The sequence below is a fragment of the Klebsiella sp. LY genome, from assembly GCF_004010915.1.
GTDB classification, from domain to species: domain Bacteria; phylum Pseudomonadota; class Gammaproteobacteria; order Enterobacterales; family Enterobacteriaceae; genus Klebsiella; species Klebsiella quasipneumoniae.
Window position 1 is genome coordinate 1462669 of sequence record NZ_CP022444.1, and the last position, 16529, is coordinate 1479197.

Below are 16529 nucleotides of genomic sequence, written 5' to 3' on the forward strand. Positions count from 1 at the left end.
GGGGATGGTTCCCGGATCGCGGTGCTACGCACCTTATCCGGGCTACAAATACCACTGCGCCAGCCGGGATACCTCAATTACAGCTTACCGCCCATCTGCAAAACCGCGGCGACGTTTCGCGCCGTCATCCGCAGATTGGCGGCGGCATTGGCCAGCGCTTCATCCAGAGTGCAGATGGTGTACAACACGCTGAATACCGCATCCAGCCCGTGCTGATGCACGACGCCGACATCGGCGGTCAGGCTGCCGGCAATCCCGATCACCGGTACGTTAAATCGCTTCGCCACCCGGGCCACCCCCACCGGCACCTTACCGTGGATAGTCTGACTGTCGATACGCCCTTCCCCGGTGATCACTAAATCAGCATCCGCCACCCGCTCCGCCAGCTGCAGCGCATCGGTGACAATCTCAATGCCCGGGCGCAGCTGAGCGCCGCAAAACGCATACAGCGCCGCGCCCATCCCACCCGCCGCGCCGCCGCCTTCCAGGCTCAGCACGTCGCAATCTAAATCACGGGCGATGATCCGGGCATAGTGCCGCAGGCCGCCGTCAAGCCGGTCAATCATCTGCGCCGTCGCCCCTTTTTGCGGGCCGAATACCGCGCTGGCGCCCTGCGGGCCGGTCAACGGGTTGGTAACGTCGCAGGCCACTTCAATCCGACAATCTGCCAGCCGTGGATCCAGCTCGCTAAGATCGATGCGCGCCAGCGTCTCCAGCGCACCGCCCCCTGGCGCGATCTGCTGACCGTCGGCGGTCAGCAGTTTCGCCCCCAGCGCCTGCGCCATGCCGGCGCCGCCGTCATTGGTCGCGCTGCCGCCAATGCCAATAATGATCTGCCGCACACCTGCGTCCAGCGCATGGCGTATGAGCTCCCCGGTGCCCCAGGAGGTGGTCAGCAGCGGGTTACGCTGCGCCGGGGGAACGCTTTCCAGCCCGCTGGCCGCCGCCATTTCGATAAAGGCGCACTGGCGATCGCCGGACAGCCCATAAAATGCCTCTACCGGCTCCCCCAGCGGCCCGGTCACCGTCAGCGGAACCTGATGCCCGCCGGTCGCCGCCACCATGGCTTCCACCGTCCCTTCCCCGCCGTCGGCAACCGGCAGCCTGACATATTCCGCGTCAGGATAAATCTCGCGAAAGCCTTGCTCTATCGCACTGGCTACTTCCAGCGCGCTCAGGCTCTCCTTCCAGGAATCCGGTGCGATCACTATTTTCATCTGCAGTCCTTACTCTGAGCTAACCCTTGTGGCTATCGCGCAATGCCGGCCCCCGCAGAGGCCGGCGGCCTTTTAGCGCACCATGCATGGACGCTTGTTGTCAAAGGTCCAGCCCGGGATCAGGTACTGCATCGCCATCGCATCGTCGCGGGCGCCAAGGCCATGTTTCTTATATAGCTCATTTGCCTGCATTACGCGGTCCATATCCAGCTCAACCCCCAGACCCGGCGTGCTCGGCACCTGCACCATTCCGCCTTTAATTTCAAACGGTTGTTTGGTCAGACGCTGATTGCCCTCCTGCCAGATCCAGTGGGTATCGATAGCGGTGATCTTGCCCGGCGCCGCAGCCGCAACGTGGGTGAACATCGCCAGCGACACGTCGAAGTGGTTATTAGAGTGCGAACCCCAGATCAGGCCAAACTCATGGCACATCTGCGCCACGCGAACCGATCCCTGCATGGTCCAGAAGTGCGGGTCCGCCAGCGGGATATCCACCGACTGCAGGGAGAGCGTATGGCCCATCTGCCGCCAGTCGGTGGCGATCATATTGGTGGCGGTCGGCAGGCCCGTCGCGCGACGGAACTCCGCCATCACTTCGCGGCCGGAGAAGCCCTGCTCAGCGCCGCACGGATCCTCCGCATAGGCCAGTACTCCCTTCAGCTGCTTGCCAATCTGAATGGCTTCTTCAAGCAGCCAGGCGCCGTTCGGATCGAGGGTCACGCGGGCATTCGGGAAGCGCTTCGCCAGGGCGCCGATCGCTTCGGCTTCTTCAAAACCGGCCAGCACGCCGCCCTTCAGCTTAAAGTCGTTGAAGCCATATTTTTCATACGCCGCTTCCGCGAGGCGGACCACCGCATCCGGCGTCATCGCCTCTTCATGGCGCAGGCGATACCACTCGCATTGTTCATCAGGCTGGCTCTGATAGGCCAGCGGCGTGGCGTGGCGGTTACCGATAAAGAACAGGTAGCCCAGCATTTCAACTTCGCTGCGCTGTTGTCCATCGCCGAGCAGCGAGGCGACGTTGACCCCAAGATGCTGGCCCAGCAGGTCCAGCAGCGCCGCTTCGATTCCGGTCACCACGTGAATGGTGGTACGCAGGTCAAAGGTCTGCAGGCCGCGGCCGCCGGCGTCACGGTCGGCGAACTGATTGCGCACCGCGCCGAGCACGTTTTTATACTCGCCCAGCGTTTTGCCCACCACCAGCGGAATGGCATCCTCCAGAGTCTGGCGAATTTTTTCGCCCCCCGGAATTTCACCGACGCCGGTATGGCCGGCGTTATCTTTGATAATCACGATATTGCGGGTGAAGTACGGAGCGTGGGCCCCGCTCAGATTCATCAGCATACTGTCATGGCCGGCAACCGGGATCACCTGCATGGTGGTGACAACGGGCGTGGAAGAGAAAGTCGTCATAGCATCATCCTTTTGTAATTAGTGGCGGCCGAAAACGGGACGTTTGCGGTCGAATGTCCAGCCGGGGATCAGGTACTGCATCGGGCCCGCGTCGTTGCGCGCGCCGCCCGGCAGCGATTTATAGGCCTCATGGGCTTTGCGCACCTGCTCCCAGTCAAGTTCCACGCCGAGTCCCGGCGCGTCTGGCACGGCAATCTTGCCGTTAATAATCTGCAACGGATTTTTGGTCAGGCGCGCCTCGCCTTCCTGCCAGATCCAGTGGGTGTCGATGGCGGTGGGCTGACCCGGCGCCGCGGCGCCGACGTGGGTAAACATCGCAAGGGAAATATCAAAATGGTTGTTGGAATGGCAGCCCCAGGTCAGCCCCCATTCGTCGCACAGCTGCGCCACTCGTACCGCGCCGGAGAGCGTCCAGAAGTGCGGGTCCGCCAGCGGAATATCGACGGCGTTGAGCATCACCGCATGACCCATCTCGCGCCAGTTAGTGGCGATCATATTGGTGGCGACCGGTAGCCCGGTGACGCGGCGGAACTCGGCCATCACCTCCCGGCCGGAAAAACCCTGCTCGGCGCCGCACGGATCTTCGGCGTAGGTCAGAACATCCTGCAGCCCTTTGCACAGGGCGATCGCCTCATCCAGCAGCCAGGCGCCGTTAGGATCGACGGTGATGCGCGCGTCCGGAAAGCGCTTTTTCAGCGCCCGGGCGGTGTCAATTTCCTGCTCGCCGGGCAGCACGCCGCCCTTCAGCTTAAAGTCTTTGAAACCGTAGCGATCCTGAGCGGCTTCCGCCAGGCGCACCACCGCTTCGCTGCTCAACGCCTGCTGGTGGCGCAGGCGATACCATTCGTGATCGCCCGGCGTATGGTCCAGATAACCAAGGTCGGTTTTCTGCCGATCGCCGATATAGAACAGGTAGCCCAGCACGGTGACGGCATCACGCTGCTTGCCCGGCCCCAGCAGCTCGCAGACCGGCACATTGAGCACTTTGCCGAGCAGATCGAGCAGCGCGGCCTCCAGCGCCGCTACCGCGTTGACTTTCAGTTCAAAGGTCCACGCCCCTTTGCCAAAGGTGTCGAAATCCGCCGCCTGATTGCCTTTGTGTACCTGCTGCACCACGCGATTCAGCCTGGCGACCTCCTGACCTACCACCTGCGGGATCGCCGCCAGCAGCGTCTGGTAGATAACCTCACCGCCAGGGGCTTCGCCCACGCCGGTGTTGCCGGCGTTATCGGTCAACACCACGATATTGCGGGTAAACCAGGCGTTATGCGCCCCACCGATGTTCAGCAGCATGCTGTCGTGTCCGGCCACCGGAATGACCTTCATCTCTGTAATAATCGGGCTGGATTGGGTAGTCATGATTAACGTCCCGCTACAGGTTTCAGTTCAATACGTTTGATGTCGCCCACCAGCACCAGGTAGCTCAGCACTGCCACCAGGGCATGGATGCCGACGTAAACCAGCGCCCCGTTGAACGAGCCGGTGGTGCCGACGATATAGCCGATAGCGATCGGGGTGACGATACCGGAGATATTGCCGAACATGTTGAACAGGCCGCCGGAAAGACCGCTAATCTCTTTCGGCGCGGTATCCGCCATCACCGCCCAGCCAAGCGCGCCGATCCCTTTGCCGAAGAAGGCCATCGCCATAAAGCCAATCACCATCCACTCCACGTTGACATAGTTACACATCAGCATGGTCATGGAGAGCAGCATCCCCAGTACTATCGGCGTTTTGCGGGCAATGTTCAGCGAGCCGGTGCGACGCATTAACCAGTCAGAGATCACCCCGCCCAGCACCCCGCCGACGAACCCGCACACCGCCGGAACGGAGGCGACAAACCCCGCTTTGAGGATCGACATGCCGCGCGCCTGCACCAGGTAAACCGGGAACCAGGTAATAAAGAAATAGGTCAGGGCGTTAATGCAGTACTGACCGATATAGATGCCGATCATCATCCGCGATCCGATCAGCTGCTTGATTTGGCCCATTTTGACGCTGAACGGCACCTTCTGCGCGCTGCTCTTTTGATCCATGTTGATCAGGGCGCCGCCTTCGGCGATATATTCCAGTTCCTTCTTGTTTACTCCCGGATGGTTGTTCGGATCGTGGATCACTTTCAGCCAGACAAAGCTAATCACAATCCCCAGGCCGCCCATAAAGAAGAAGACGTGCGACCAGCCCACCTCATGCGTCAGCCAGCCCATGATCGGCGCGAAGATAACGGTGGCAAAGTACTGAGCGGAGTTGAAGATCGCCACCGCCGTGCCGCGCTCCTGCGCCGGGAACCAGGCGGCCACGATACGGCTGTTACCCGGGAACGACGGCGATTCGGCCAGGCCAACGAGGAAACGCAGGGTAAACAGCGCGACGATAATGCCAAAGCCGCTGAAGATGTCGACGAAGCCCTGCAGCAGGGTAAACATCGACCAGATGAAGATCGACCAGAAATAGACGCGCTTCGAACCGAAGCGGTCGAGCAGCCAGCCGCCCGGGATCTGGCCGATGACATAAGCCCATGAGAACGCGGAGAAGACATACCCCATCCCCACCGGATCCAGGCCGATATCTTTGGCCATTTCCGAACCGGCGATCGACAGCGTCGCCCGGTCGCCATAGTTAAAAGAGGTGACGATAAACAGCATCACCACTATCCAGTAGCGGGCATTGGTGCGCTTTTCAGCCGCCGTCGCCGCCTGACTTAATGAACTCATTGTTGTACTCCTGAATCATAGCGTTTAGCTACGTTCATTCTGAACAGCACAACCTGTAGGGTAATCAGAATGACGTGGTCGTGTTTTGATAGTTGTCGTTATATCTGGCACTGCATTTGTCACTGGCTGGAGCAGTATATGAAGAGGCACACCGCGGCTCACCGTGCATCTACACAGCTTTTACGCCGCTATTGCAGGTGGTTTATGGCGTATGCCTGAAAGAATGGGGGGAAGTTCACGGAAATGAAAAACCAGCGCCGCGGGTGGTCAAAAGGGCAGCAAAAAGAGCCGGAGTGTGAAATACCTCTCTTGACGCGGTGAAACTGGCTAGCTTAACCCATGATATTGCTAAGGATATTGTGCATTTGCCTGAAGGCGTGCGGCCCGAAAAGGGCTACACTTTTGCTGTCCGCGTATCTGGCCGCGACAGCTTGAAAGGGCGCCCTCTGCGTAGGGAGAGGGCAGCGCTTTTATTCTAGCAGGGTAGCCCACTGCTCAACCCATGGATTAGAGACGCTCTCCGGCTCCGGATCTTCGCTGGCGTCAATCTTCAGCATCTCGCCGATGCGCTTCGCGCCCTGCTCCTGCAGTAGCTGATCGAACTTCAGGCCGCCGCCGCAAAAGTTGGCGTAGGTGCTGTCGCCCAGCGCGATAATGCCGTAACGCAGGTGAGGTTGATACATATCTTTGATGCCCTCATACAGCGGGACGATGCTGTCCGGCAGATCGCCCTGCCCGGTGGTGGAGGTGACCACCAGCACATACTTCCCCGTATAGGATTCCCAGTCGTTGACCTGCGGATCCTCATACACGGTAGCCTTGTGTCCCAGTCCGCTGAGGATCGCTTCTGCTTCTTCCGCAACCAGCAGCGAGTTGCCGTACATGGTGCCGACAAAAATTCCGACTTCCGCCATGCTATTATCTCCCAGGATTGTCCTTATTCTCTTCATCCTGACCGCAGTCGTCGGCAAACTCAACCCTTTCATTTAGCGGGAGAAGCCCGCGCCAGCCAAACTGCGACAGCGCACGCATCCAGACGTCGTCAAAACCGGCGCGCAGGGTCAGCGGCTCACCGGTAAAGGGATGAGTTAACGACAGTTCGCTGGCGTGCAGCATCAGGCGGTGGCAGCCGAAATGCTCCGCGGCGCTGCGGTTTTGCCGCAGATCGCCGTGCTTGCTGTCGCCGAGGATCGGATGACGCAGGTGGGCCAGATGGCGGCGCAGCTGGTGCTTGCGGCCGGTTTTCGGCTCCAGTTCCACCAGCCCGTAGCGCGTGGTGGGATAACGCCCGGTAGCGACCGGCATCTCTACCGTCGCCAGACCACGATAATGGGTCACCGCCGGCTGCGGGCCTTTATCTTCGCGGGCGAACTTATCGGCGATTTTATCCAGCTCTTCCACCAGCGGATAATCGAGCAGCGCCTCTTCCATCAGCCAGCCGCGGACGATCGCATGGTAGCGCTTCTGGATCTGATGCTGCTCGAACTGCTGCGCCAGCAGCCGACCCGCCTCGCTTGACAGCCCCATGAGCAGGACGCCGGAGGTGGGCCGGTCGAGGCGATGGGCGGTAAAAACGTGCTGACCGATCTGGTCGCGCACGGTCTGCATCACCACCACTTTCTCATCGCGATCGAGCCAGCTGCGGTGCACCAGCCAGCCCGACGGTTTGTTGACCGCCACCAGCCAGTCGTCCTGGTAGATTATCTCCAGCATCAGGCCTGCTCACCGGCAAACAGCGCGTCCAGCAGCAGCAGCTCCGCCAGCATGGATTCGCGAACCGGGTGGGCTTGATCCAGCGCCATTTCGTAATACGGCGCAACGGCGAAATTTTGCGGCAGCGGCTGGCCGCTCTCCAGCAGCTGATGCATACGCGGGATCAGGACCCACTGCAGCCACTCCAGCGGCTCCAGGGTATCCAGGCAAAACGGCTTATCGCTGGCGAAGGCGCTGCTGTCCGGCGCCGTCTCCTGCCAGTGTTCTGTTTCGCGCAGCAGGGCTTCAATGGCGCGCAGGCGATCGCGCACGCTATCGTGAAGAGTCATGGGGGAAACCTCGATGAGTTAAAAACCGGGCGCAGGATAGCAAATCCGCAGGAGAAATAAAAAAAGGGAGCACTGTATAAACAGTGCTCCCGGTTCGTTTTGCAGCATTCCCGCTACATTGGTGCTCCCTGCTCGTCCTTGAAAACTTTTCCTGAGGTCTCCTGACCATGTTCATCCATAAACTCGTGCATCCTGCTTTCACACCACCCCGATGTGAAATGACTTATCCTTAAGTTTGTCCCGATCTTCCTGATCCACCGTTCATCCTGAGCGGCTCTCATTCTCCATCCTGGAGGTGTCCATTACGCGATCCTGCGTTATCCTTGCTTCATCCTGAAGCCTGTCCTTGCAACGCCATCCTGGCGGGTCCTGCAGAAGCGCCATCATCCTGATGTTCGCTTCATTTCGCGACTTCCTGTCGACAGACATAGGATCACTGATTCTGCCTCTTCTTACAACCCTTCTTGAGACAATCTCTTAAGATTAGTCCCCACTCAAAAGGACGAAAAAATTAAGATCTAATTTAATACCAATAACTTAACAAAAAAAGATTGGATTAAATTTGCCTTAAATGATGATGATCTCTTACAGGTTTTGTAAGAGATCTCTCACAAATGACCAGGCAGACTGGATTACAGCACCGGCTCAAGCTGGTTGAGGAAACCCGCAAGCGAGGGGGAAAGGGTGAGGCGTTTGGCGGTGCCGAGGGTCTCTTTGACGACTTCACCGCTGAGATTACAGACGGAAATGACATCCAGTTCACTCTCGAGGGTAGCGATGAACAGCGTCGGCGCCAGCTTCAGCCGCTTCTGCACCACCAGGTGCCCGATGAGGTTTTCCTGCACCCGCTGGAAATCCTCTTCACTCCAGGTCTGCAGCAGCGTTAGCGTTTCGCCGGCGAACCGGCCGGTCATATCGCCGGCAAACTGAGTGGTATAATAAGAATGAAGCGGCTGTTGTACCACAATATCCAGGGCGCGTTCAACCGCACTGATATTTTGCGCCAGCGAAAACGGCTGCGGCTGCCAGAAAACGGCCTCGTCCTGGGTGTCGACGACGCAAGGCGACGGAACGCCGTAAAGCTCTTCACTGCGCGGCAGGCTGTGGCGCTGCTGCTGCCAGGCGGCGCAATAACGTTGGGTAAAAGCATGCAGCGCTTCTGCGGTCTGATGGTCCACCGGTTTCTCTCTTCACGTTAGACAGGATACACTGGGGTAATAGTGTACCCGCTTTACTATGGTGAAACATGTCTTCTTACGATAATCATCAGGCGCTGGCCGGCCTGACGCTCGGTAAATCAACCGATTACCGCGATACCTATGACGCCTCGCTGCTGCAGGGCGTTCCGCGCAGCCTTAACCGCGACCCGCTTGGCCTGCATGCCGACAACCTGCCGTTTCACGGCGCCGATATCTGGACGCTCTACGAACTCTCCTGGCTGAACGGCAAAGGCCTGCCGCAGGTGGCCGTCGGCCACGTCGAACTGCCCGACACCACCGTCAATCTGGTGGAATCAAAAAGCTTTAAGCTCTATCTCAACAGCTTCAACCAGACGCGTTTCGCCAGCTGGCAGGAGGTTGAAGAGACGCTAACCCGCGATCTGAGCGTCTGCGCGCAGGGCGAGGTCAAGGTGTCGCTGTATCGGCTGGATGAACTGGAAGGCCAGCCGATTGCCCACCTGCACGGCGCCTGCATCGACGATCAGGATATCGAGATCGATAACTATCAGTTCAGCGCCGACTACCTGCAGGGCGCCGCCAGCGGCAAAATCGTGGAAGAGACGCTGGTCAGCCATCTGCTGAAGTCCAACTGCCTGATCACCCACCAGCCGGACTGGGGCTCGGTGCAGATCCAGTATCGTGGGGCGAAAATCAACCGCGAGCAGCTCCTGCGCTATCTGGTTTCTTTCCGCCACCATAACGAATTCCATGAGCAGTGCGTCGAGCGCATCTTTAACGATATTCTCCGTTTCTGCCAGCCGGAATCGCTTTCCGTTTACGCCCGCTATACGCGACGCGGCGGTCTGGATATCAACCCCTGGCGCAGCAACGGCGACTTTTCCCCCGCCACTGGCCGCCTCGCCCGACAATAATAAATAATTTCACAATATGCGTGCGTTTAGGCGCGCGCAAGGTTGTGGAAACGCCGCTCGCAGGGCTATTGTAATCACAGGAAGACCATAAGCGTCCTGTAAGGAGTTCACTTGATTACACATGTTAGCCCGCTTGGTTCAATGGATATGCTGTCGCAGCTGGAAGTGGATATGCTTAAGCGCACCGCCAGCAGCGACCTGTATCAACTGTTTCGCAACTGCTCGCTTGCTGTGCTCAACTCGGGGAGCCTGACCGATAACAGCAAGGAGCTCCTGTCCCGTTTTGAAAATTTCGATATTAACGTGCTGCGTCGCGAACGCGGCGTGAAGCTGGAACTGATCAACCCGCCGGAAGACGCCTTCGTTGACGGGCGCATTATTCGTTCCCTGCAGGCCAACCTGTTCGCCGTACTGCGCGACATCCTCTTCGTGTACGGCCAGATCCACAATACCGTTCGCTTCCCGAACCTCGATCTCGAAAGTTCGGTCCATATCACCAACCTGGTGTTCTCGATCCTGCGCAACGCCCGCGCGCTACACGTCGGCGAAGCGCCGAACATGATCGTCTGCTGGGGCGGCCACTCGATCAACGAAAACGAATATCTCTACGCCCGCCGCGTCGGTACGCAGCTGGGACTGCGGGAACTGAATATCTGCACCGGCTGCGGGCCTGGCGCGATGGAAGCGCCGATGAAAGGCGCCGCCGTCGGCCACGCGCAGCAGCGCTACAAAGACAGCCGCTTTATCGGCATGACCGAACCGTCCATTATCGCCGCAGAACCGCCAAACCCGCTGGTCAATGAACTGATCATCATGCCGGACATCGAAAAGCGTCTGGAGGCCTTCGTGCGCATCGCCCACGGGATCATCATCTTCCCGGGCGGCGTCGGCACCGCCGAAGAACTGCTCTACCTGCTGGGTATTCTGATGCATCCGGATAACAAAGCGCAGGTGCTGCCGCTGATCCTCACCGGACCGAAAGAGAGCGCTGACTACTTCCGCGTGCTGGACGAATTTATCACCCATACCCTGGGCGAATCCGCCCGTCGCCACTACCGGATCATCATCGACGACCCGGCGGAAGTGGCGCGGCAGATGAAAAAAGCGATGCCGCTGGTGAAAGAGAGCCGTCGCGAGACCGACGACGCCTACAGCTTCAACTGGTCAATTCGTATCTCGCCGGACCTGCAGATGCCGTTTGATCCGACCCATGAAAACATGGCCAACCTCAAACTCTCCCCGGACCAGCCGGTGGAAGTGCTGGCCGCCGACCTGCGCCGCGCCTTCTCCGGCATTGTCGCAGGTAACGTCAAAGAGGTGGGCATCCAGGCCATCGAGCAGTACGGTCCATACAAGCTGCACGGCGACCCGGAGATGATGCGCCGCATGGACGATCTGCTGCAGGGCTTCGTCGCCCAGCACCGCATGAAGCTTCCTGGCGGTACCGCCTATATTCCCTGCTACGAAATCATCGCCTGATTTCCGTCCCGCCGGGGCAGCGCCTGTTGCCCCGGCGGGCACGCTTTCTCTGACTTCCAAAACGCGCCAAAAACCTTTCTGTGACTAATCAAACACCTGAATTGTTTTTACATAGCCAATCGTTTGCGTTAGTAAAAACTGCGACAATTATCACTGCAAAAAATGGTTTTAAGCGCAAAAACGTCGACCACTTCTCTTTTTTACAGTAAATCCCTCGTTATTACGCCGCCCCGCTTTTATCTCATATGCTGCAAATGGTAGCCTGCGCGCCACAAATCGCTGGCTGATCACCAGAAACAGGCTGTTGGACTAAAAATACGCACATTGAAAGTGGATTATTGCATTTGAGATCGCGATCACTGATGCATAAACCATATAAATGTATCTTTCCGGCCCAATTATTACGGAGAAAATTTCTAAAAAAACCGTAATTAAACGAATTTCGTGTTACGCAATTGTATTTGTTCATTAGATTTTGTTGATTCCTCCAGGAGATACAGATGGAAACCACTCAAACCAGCACCATCGTTTCGGGCGAAACCCGCAGCGGATGGCGTAAAACCGACACCATGTGGATGCTGGGCCTGTACGGTACAGCGATCGGCGCGGGCGTCTTGTTCCTGCCGATCAACGCCGGCGTCGGCGGCATGATCCCCCTGATTATCATGGCGATTCTGGCCTTCCCGATGACCTTCTTCGCCCACCGCGGTATGACCCGCTTCGTGCTCTCCGGCAAAAACCCGGGCGAAGACATTACTGAAGTGGTTGAAGAACACTTCGGCGTAGGCGCAGGTAAGCTGATTACCCTGCTCTACTTCTTCGCTATCTATCCAATCCTGTTGGTCTACAGCGTGGCGATCACCAATACCGTCGAAAGCTTCATGGCGCACCAGCTGCACATGACGCCGCCGCCGCGCGCTATTCTGTCGCTGATCCTGATCGTCGGCATGATGACTATCGTGCGTTTCGGTGAGCAGATGATTGTAAAAGCGATGAGCGTGCTGGTGTTCCCGTTCGTTATCGCCCTGATGGTGTTGGCGCTGTACCTGATCCCGCAGTGGAACGGCGCGGCGCTGGAGACCCTCTCCCTGAGCGGCGCCTCCGTCACCGGCAACGGCCTGCTGATGACCCTGTGGCTGGCGATCCCGGTAATGGTCTTCTCTTTCAACCACTCGCCGATCATCTCCTCCTTCGCGGTTGCCAAGCGTGAAGAGTACGGCGAAGGCGCCGAGAAAAAATGCTCCAGCATCCTGGCTCGCGCCCACATCATGATGGTGCTGACCGTGATGTTCTTCGTCTTCAGCTGCGTTCTGAGCCTCTCTCCGGCAGACCTGGCAGCGGCGAAAGAGCAGAACATCTCGATTCTGTCTTACCTGGCGAACCACTTTAACGCGCCAATCATTGCCTGGATGGCGCCGATCATCGCGATGATCGCCATCACCAAATCCTTCCTCGGCCACTACCTGGGCGCCCGCGAAGGCTTTAATGGCATGGTGATTAAGTCCCTGCGCGGTAAAGGCAAATCGATCGAAATCAACAAACTGAACAAGCTGACCGCGCTGTTCATGCTGGTTACTACCTGGATTGTAGCGACGCTGAACCCGAGCATCCTCGGCATGATCGAGACCCTCGGCGGCCCGATTATCGCGATGATCCTGTTCCTGATGCCGATGTACGCGATTCAGAAAGTGCCGGCGATGCGTAAATACAGCGGCCACGTTAGCAACGTCTTCGTGGTGATTATGGGTCTGATTGCCATCTCCGCGATCTTCTACTCGCTGTTCAGCTAATTCAGTCAACACCTCCCCCCCGCGCCGCTGAACGGCGGCGCGCTTTCCGACAGCACGGGAATACATATGATCAGCGTATTCGATATCTTTAAAATCGGCATTGGCCCTTCCAGCTCCCATACCGTTGGACCGATGAAAGCGGGCAAACAATTTACTGACGACCTGATCGCGCGCGGCCTGCTGGCCGAGGTGAGCAAAGTCGTCGTCGACGTCTACGGCTCCCTCTCCCTGACCGGTAAAGGCCACCATACCGATATCGCGATTATCATGGGGCTCGCCGGCAACCTGCCGGACACCGTCGACATTGACGCCATTCCGGGATTTATTCAGGACGTTAACACCCACGGTCGCCTGATGCTGGCCAACGGCCAGCACGAAGTGGACTTCCCGGTCGATCAGTGCATGAATTTCCATGCCGACAACCTTTCGCTGCATGAGAACGGCATGCGCATCACCGCCCTGGCCGGCGACCAGGTGCTCTACAGCCAGACGTACTACTCCATCGGCGGCGGCTTTATCGTCGATGAAGCGCACTTCGGCCAGACCACTGACGCGCCGGTGGCCGTCCCTTACCCCTATAAAAACGCCGCCGACCTGCAGCGTCACTGCCGCGAAACCGGGCTGTCGCTCTCCGGCCTGATGATGCAGAACGAACTGGCGCTACACAGTAAAGAGGCACTGGAGCAACACTTCGCCGCGGTGTGGGAAGTGATGAGCGCCGGGATTGAGCGCGGCATTACCACCGAAGGCGTCCTGCCGGGCAAACTGCGCGTTCCGCGCCGGGCCGCCGCGCTGCGCCGCATGCTGGTGAGCCAGGACACCACCAACAGCGACCCGATGGCGGTGGTCGACTGGATCAATATGTTCGCTCTCGCGGTGAACGAAGAGAACGCCGCCGGCGGCCGGGTGGTAACCGCGCCGACCAACGGCGCCTGCGGTATCGTGCCGGCAGTGCTGGCCTATTACGACAAGTTTATCCGCAAGGTGAACAGCAACTCCCTGGCCCGCTATATGCTGGTGGCCAGCGCGATTGGTTCGCTGTATAAGATGAACGCCTCGATCTCCGGCGCCGAAGTGGGTTGCCAGGGTGAAGTGGGCGTCGCCTGCTCAATGGCGGCGGCCGGTCTGGCGGAACTGCTGGGCGGTAGCCCGGGCCAGGTGTGCATCGCGGCAGAGATCGCCATGGAGCATAACCTCGGTCTGACCTGCGACCCGGTCGCCGGCCAGGTGCAGGTGCCTTGCATCGAACGCAACGCTATCGCCGCCGTGAAAGCGGTCAACGCCGCGCGAATGGCGCTGCGCCGGACCAGCGAGCCGCGCGTCTGCCTCGATAAAGTCATTGAGACCATGTACGAAACCGGCAAAGACATGAACGCCAAGTACCGGGAAACCTCCCGCGGTGGTCTGGCGATGAAGATTGTCGCCTGCGATTAACCTGCTGGCCCGCCACGCGTCGCCGCGGCGGGCCCTCTCACCCACCTTTTGTTATATCAATTAAAATTTAGTTATTTAATGGTTATAAGCGCTGTTTGTTACCTTACGCAAAACGCTAAGGAGAACAGACAATGTCCAACCGATTCCGCCCCGCCTGGCTGCTGGTCCTCGCCGCCCTTTCCGCCTCCGCGCTGGCCAAAGCGCCGGAGACCGTCAACATCGGCTATCAAAAGGCGAACATCTTCGCACTGCTGAAATATCGCGGCACCCTGGATGAGAGCCTGAAAAAACAGGGCATTGCCGTCCGCTGGGTCGAATTCCCCGCCGGTCCGCAAATGCTGGAGGGGCTCAACGTCGGCAGTATCGATCTGGCCGCCACCGGCGATGCGCCGCCGGCCTTTGCCCAGGCGGCACAAGCCGATCTGGTCTACCTTGCCCACTCCCCCGCTAACCCAAAAACGGAAGCGATTGTGGTCCCGGAGCAGTCGACGATCCGCAGCGTAGCCGATCTGAAGGGCAAGCGCGTGGGGCTGAACAAGGGGTCCGACGTCAACTACCTGCTGGTCGCCGCGCTGGAAAAAGCGGGCCTCAGCTATAAAGACATCACCCCGGTCTATCTGCCGCCGGCGGACGCCCGCGCCGCTTTCCAGCGCGGGGCGATTGATGCGTGGGTGATCTGGGATCCGTTCCTCGCGGAAGTGGAAACCAACGCGAAAGCCCGACAAATAAGCAACGCCGAGGGGCTGGTGCCGCACTACACCTTCTATCTCGCCAGCCGTAAGTTTGCGGATACCTACCCGGAGACGGCAAAACAGGTGGTGGATGAGCTGGGTAAACTCAGTGTGTGGGCGAACAGCCATCAGGACGAGGCCGCCGGCCTCCTGTCGACCTCAACCGGGCTGGATAAAGCCATCTGGCTGAAGACCCTGGCCCGCCTGCCCTACGGCGCTGAACGCATGACGCCGGCGGTGTATAACGAACAGCAGGCGCTGGCGGATACCTTTACGCGCATCGGCCTGCTGCCGGTGAAAGTCGACGTACGCAGCGCCACCTGGTCGCTGGATAAACCTTAGTTTTCCCGGCGGCGGGAGGCATTGCGCCCCCCGTCGCCGACGGACTTATCCCGCCGTTTTCTCACCATTGCCAATCTGCCAGATGAAGGTCGGCGCCTCACCGTTCACCAGCCAGTTTCCGATATTGCGCGCCTTGTAAATCACCGGATTATGCGAGGCGACCGTCCGCGCATTGCGCCAGTGACGGTCCAGCGCCAGACGGGTACGCGTATCCGACGCCCCGAGGGCATTGAACAGCTCCGTCGCCGCCCGCGGGATCCAGTCGCTGGCGATCACCTGCGCCTGCGCCGCTTCCACTTCCGCCAGCTGGTTGCGCCGGGCGATCAGCGCTTCGTCGTCGCTGACGTGCGCCACATAGGCCTGCTGCAGCGATTCCGCGGCCTGCAGGACCGCGGTCCGGGTCGCCCATGCCCAGCTGCTAATCTGCCCAACGACCTGCAGAACCTGGGCATCATCGCGCGGTACGGCGGCGTTGCCGTGGCTGTACATCCGGGACCGGTGTTTGACGCCCTGCGCGGCATCCCGCTCAACCGCCAGGCCGATGCCCGCGAGGGTCGCCAGCAGCACATGCTGATAGAAGGCGGTCTGATAGCGAAAGCGCTGGGCAAAGTCGTAGACGTGGTCGGTTTCCACCCGGGCGTCGGTGAAGCGGGTGGTCCCGCTGCCGGTCAGCCGCTGGCCAAAGCCATCCCAGTCATCTTCCCGCGCCACGCCGGGCTGTTGGGTGCTGACCAGGGCAATCACATCGCCACCGGTATCGCTGCGCCGGGCAAACACATCGATCCAGTCGGCGTACAGCGCGCCGGTGCTGTAGAACTTCTCGCCGTCGAGTCGCCAGCCGCCCTCTGCCGGCGTCACCCGAGTGTTCACCTCCCCCAGCTTAACCGCGCCGATCTCCGTCCAGCCGCTGCCCACCAGCTCGCCGTCAAGGAAGCGACGAAACCAGCGGTCGCGCCCGGCGGAATCCGGCTGATTCAGCTGATCTTCCACAAAAGCAAAGTGCGCGCGCAGGGCCTGCGGCAGGTTAGAATCCGCTTGCGCCAGCTCAATCAGCAGCGCGCTGAGCTGCGGCAGCGAAGCGCCCCAGCCGCCCTTCTCGCGCGGGATACGCAGCGTGCCGAAGCCCGCTTCTTTCAGCCAGCGGATCGGCTCCTCGGGCAGAACGCGCTGCTGTTCGCGCTCCGCGGCGCCCTGGGCGATGCGGGTGAATATCGGGCGGAAGGCGGCCGCCAGCGCGTCATAATCGGTGCCAGTGGAGAGCAAGGTCATAGTCGG

At 59.5% G+C, this 16529-nt stretch carries 14 protein-coding genes; 5 read left to right on the forward strand and 9 right to left on the reverse strand.

The window, feature by feature from the left end:
- Positions 1-77: 77 nt before the first annotated feature.
- The 8 genes from CE636_RS09910 to syd all read right to left on the reverse strand — a co-directional run bounded on the left by CE636_RS09910 (position 78) and on the right by syd (position 8564).
- On the reverse strand, positions 78-1217 hold the full coding sequence (locus CE636_RS09910) for a glycerate kinase (RefSeq protein ID WP_004205570.1): 1140 nt from the start codon (positions 1215-1217) through the stop codon (positions 78-80).
- 72 nt (positions 1218-1289) lie between these two features.
- Positions 1290-2630, reverse strand: a complete 1341-nt coding sequence (gene gudD, locus CE636_RS09915) for a glucarate dehydratase (RefSeq protein ID WP_017899186.1) — start codon at positions 2628-2630, stop codon at positions 1290-1292.
- Positions 2631-2648: 18 nt separating this feature from the next.
- Entirely contained in the window at positions 2649-3989 is a 1341-nt protein-coding gene (locus CE636_RS09920; protein WP_017899187.1) for an enolase C-terminal domain-like protein, read from the reverse strand.
- A gap of 2 nt (positions 3990-3991) precedes the next feature.
- Positions 3992-5344: an MFS transporter gene (locus tag CE636_RS09925; RefSeq protein ID WP_004205562.1), complete on the reverse strand. Its 1353-nt coding sequence runs from the start codon at positions 5342-5344 to the stop codon at positions 3992-3994.
- Positions 5345-5814: 470 nt separating this feature from the next.
- Positions 5815-6258, reverse strand: a complete 444-nt coding sequence (locus tag CE636_RS09930; protein ID WP_004205560.1) for a flavodoxin — start codon at positions 6256-6258, stop codon at positions 5815-5817.
- Between the two features lie 4 nt (positions 6259-6262).
- The gene (gene truC / locus CE636_RS09935) at positions 6263-7057 is read right to left on the reverse strand and encodes a tRNA pseudouridine(65) synthase TruC (protein ID WP_004205557.1); all 795 of its coding nucleotides are present in this window, start codon (positions 7055-7057) and stop codon (positions 6263-6265) included.
- Positions 7057-7386: a YqcC family protein gene (locus tag CE636_RS09940; protein ID WP_002915249.1), complete on the reverse strand. Its 330-nt coding sequence runs from the start codon at positions 7384-7386 to the stop codon at positions 7057-7059. The genes truC and CE636_RS09940 overlap by 1 nt, the downstream gene beginning before the upstream one ends.
- Positions 7387-8018: 632 nt before the next feature.
- Positions 8019-8564: a SecY-interacting protein gene (syd, locus tag CE636_RS09945; protein ID WP_004205553.1), complete on the reverse strand. Its 546-nt coding sequence runs from the start codon at positions 8562-8564 to the stop codon at positions 8019-8021.
- Between the two features lie 68 nt (positions 8565-8632).
- On the opposite strand from syd, the gene queF reads away from it, so the two are divergent.
- The 5 genes from queF (at position 8633) to CE636_RS09970 (ending at position 15254) form a co-directional block, all read left to right on the forward strand.
- Entirely contained in the window at positions 8633-9478 is an 846-nt protein-coding gene (gene queF, locus CE636_RS09950; RefSeq protein ID WP_017899188.1) for an NADPH-dependent 7-cyano-7-deazaguanine reductase QueF, read from the forward strand.
- A gap of 111 nt (positions 9479-9589) precedes the next feature.
- Positions 9590-10957, forward strand: coding sequence for a nucleotide 5'-monophosphate nucleosidase PpnN (gene ppnN, locus CE636_RS09955; RefSeq protein ID WP_004205551.1), 1368 nt, complete (start codon positions 9590-9592; stop codon positions 10955-10957).
- Positions 10958-11457: 500 nt separating this feature from the next.
- Positions 11458-12747, forward strand: coding sequence for an HAAAP family serine/threonine permease (locus tag CE636_RS09960; protein ID WP_004205549.1), 1290 nt, complete (start codon positions 11458-11460; stop codon positions 12745-12747).
- 66 nt (positions 12748-12813) lie between these two features.
- Positions 12814-14181: an L-serine ammonia-lyase gene (locus CE636_RS09965; protein WP_017899189.1), complete on the forward strand. Its 1368-nt coding sequence runs from the start codon at positions 12814-12816 to the stop codon at positions 14179-14181.
- Between the two features lie 131 nt (positions 14182-14312).
- Positions 14313-15254 (forward strand): aliphatic sulfonate ABC transporter substrate-binding protein, encoded by a 942-nt coding sequence (locus CE636_RS09970; RefSeq protein ID WP_004205545.1) that lies wholly within the window; start codon positions 14313-14315, stop codon positions 15252-15254.
- Positions 15255-15299: 45 nt separating this feature from the next.
- Here CE636_RS09970 and CE636_RS09975 read toward each other — a convergent pair whose 3' ends face one another.
- Positions 15300-16523, reverse strand: coding sequence for an acyl-CoA dehydrogenase family protein (locus CE636_RS09975; protein WP_017899190.1), 1224 nt, complete (start codon positions 16521-16523; stop codon positions 15300-15302).
- Positions 16524-16529: the final 6 nt, after the last annotated feature.

Bases quoted from the DNA above. Each gene is read 5' to 3' on its own strand.
- CE636_RS09910 (WP_004205570.1), bottom strand. From the start codon at position 1,217: ATGAAAATAGTGATCGCACCGGATTCCTGGAAGGAGAGCCTGAGCGCG.
- truC (WP_004205557.1), bottom strand. From the start codon at position 7,057: ATGCTGGAGATAATCTACCAGGACGACTGGCTGGTGGCGGTCAACAAA.
- CE636_RS09975 (WP_017899190.1), bottom strand. From the start codon at position 16,523: ATGACCTTGCTCTCCACTGGCACCGATTATGACGCGCTGGCGGCCGCC.
- queF (WP_017899188.1), top strand. From the start codon at position 8,633: ATGTCTTCTTACGATAATCATCAGGCGCTGGCCGGCCTGACGCTCGGT.
- gudD (WP_017899186.1), bottom strand. From the start codon at position 2,630: ATGACGACTTTCTCTTCCACGCCCGTTGTCACCACCATGCAGGTGATC.
- CE636_RS09970 (WP_004205545.1), top strand. From the start codon at position 14,313: ATGTCCAACCGATTCCGCCCCGCCTGGCTGCTGGTCCTCGCCGCCCTT.
- CE636_RS09925 (WP_004205562.1), bottom strand. From the start codon at position 5,344: ATGAGTTCATTAAGTCAGGCGGCGACGGCGGCTGAAAAGCGCACCAAT.
- CE636_RS09960 (WP_004205549.1), top strand. From the start codon at position 11,458: ATGGAAACCACTCAAACCAGCACCATCGTTTCGGGCGAAACCCGCAGC.
- CE636_RS09930 (WP_004205560.1), bottom strand. From the start codon at position 6,258: ATGGCGGAAGTCGGAATTTTTGTCGGCACCATGTACGGCAACTCGCTG.
- CE636_RS09965 (WP_017899189.1), top strand. From the start codon at position 12,814: ATGATCAGCGTATTCGATATCTTTAAAATCGGCATTGGCCCTTCCAGC.
- CE636_RS09940 (WP_002915249.1), bottom strand. From the start codon at position 7,386: ATGACTCTTCACGATAGCGTGCGCGATCGCCTGCGCGCCATTGAAGCC.
- CE636_RS09920 (WP_017899187.1), bottom strand. From the start codon at position 3,989: ATGACTACCCAATCCAGCCCGATTATTACAGAGATGAAGGTCATTCCG.